Origin of the sequence: Halomonas sp. (assembly GCF_033549285.1) — a bacterium.
Classification (GTDB): domain Bacteria; phylum Pseudomonadota; class Gammaproteobacteria; order Pseudomonadales; family Halomonadaceae; genus Halomonas.
This window is the reverse complement of sequence record NZ_JAWSUJ010000201.1, coordinates 1-625: the sequence shown is the minus strand read 5'-3', so window position 1 is coordinate 625 and position 625 is coordinate 1. Positions and strand designations below refer to the sequence as shown.

Annotated in this window: 1 protein-coding gene; it reads left to right on the top strand. The window is 65.1% G+C overall.

Annotation, left to right across the window (positions count from 1 at the left end):
• Positions 1-625, top strand: a 625-nt coding sequence (locus SCI24_RS21420) for a transposase (RefSeq protein WP_318727287.1), incomplete at both ends; no start/stop codon positions are given.

Sequence of the window (625 nt, the reverse complement as noted above, 5' to 3'; positions counted from 1 at the left end):
CGCGTGCCTCGCACCAAGTGCCCCGAGCATGGTGTGAAACGCATCGAGGTGCCCTGGGCGCGACCGGGCAGCGACTTCACCCTGCTGTTCGAGCAAGCCGCCATGTCGCTGGTCAAGGAGATGCCGGTGCTGGCCGTCTCCCGGCAGCTGGAGATCTCCGACAAGCGACTGTGGCGCATCGTCCACCACTACGTTGGCCGCATGCTCGGGGAGCTGGATTTGAGCAACGTAGCCACCGTCGGCGTCGACGAAACCGCGTCCCGGCGCGGCCAGCGCTACGTGACGGTGTTTCTCGACATGCAGCGCAAACGGGAACCGGTGATCTTTGCCGTCCCCGGCCACGGCAAGGAGGCCATTGAGGCCTTCAGCGCCTTCCTGGCGGCCCATGGCGGCGACCCGGACAACGTGGTCGAAGTCGTCTGCGACATGTCAAACGCCTTCCTGAGCGGCGTGGCAGAGCACCTTCCCAAGGCCGAGGTCACGGTCGACTGGTTTCATATCGTGCAGACCTTCACCAAGCGGCTGGACGAGGTGCGCAAGAAGGAGCGCCGGGAGCAGGGACACCCCAAGTCGCTGCGCTGGGCCCTGCTGAAGAGCCTGGACAACAAGAACCTGACACCCAAGC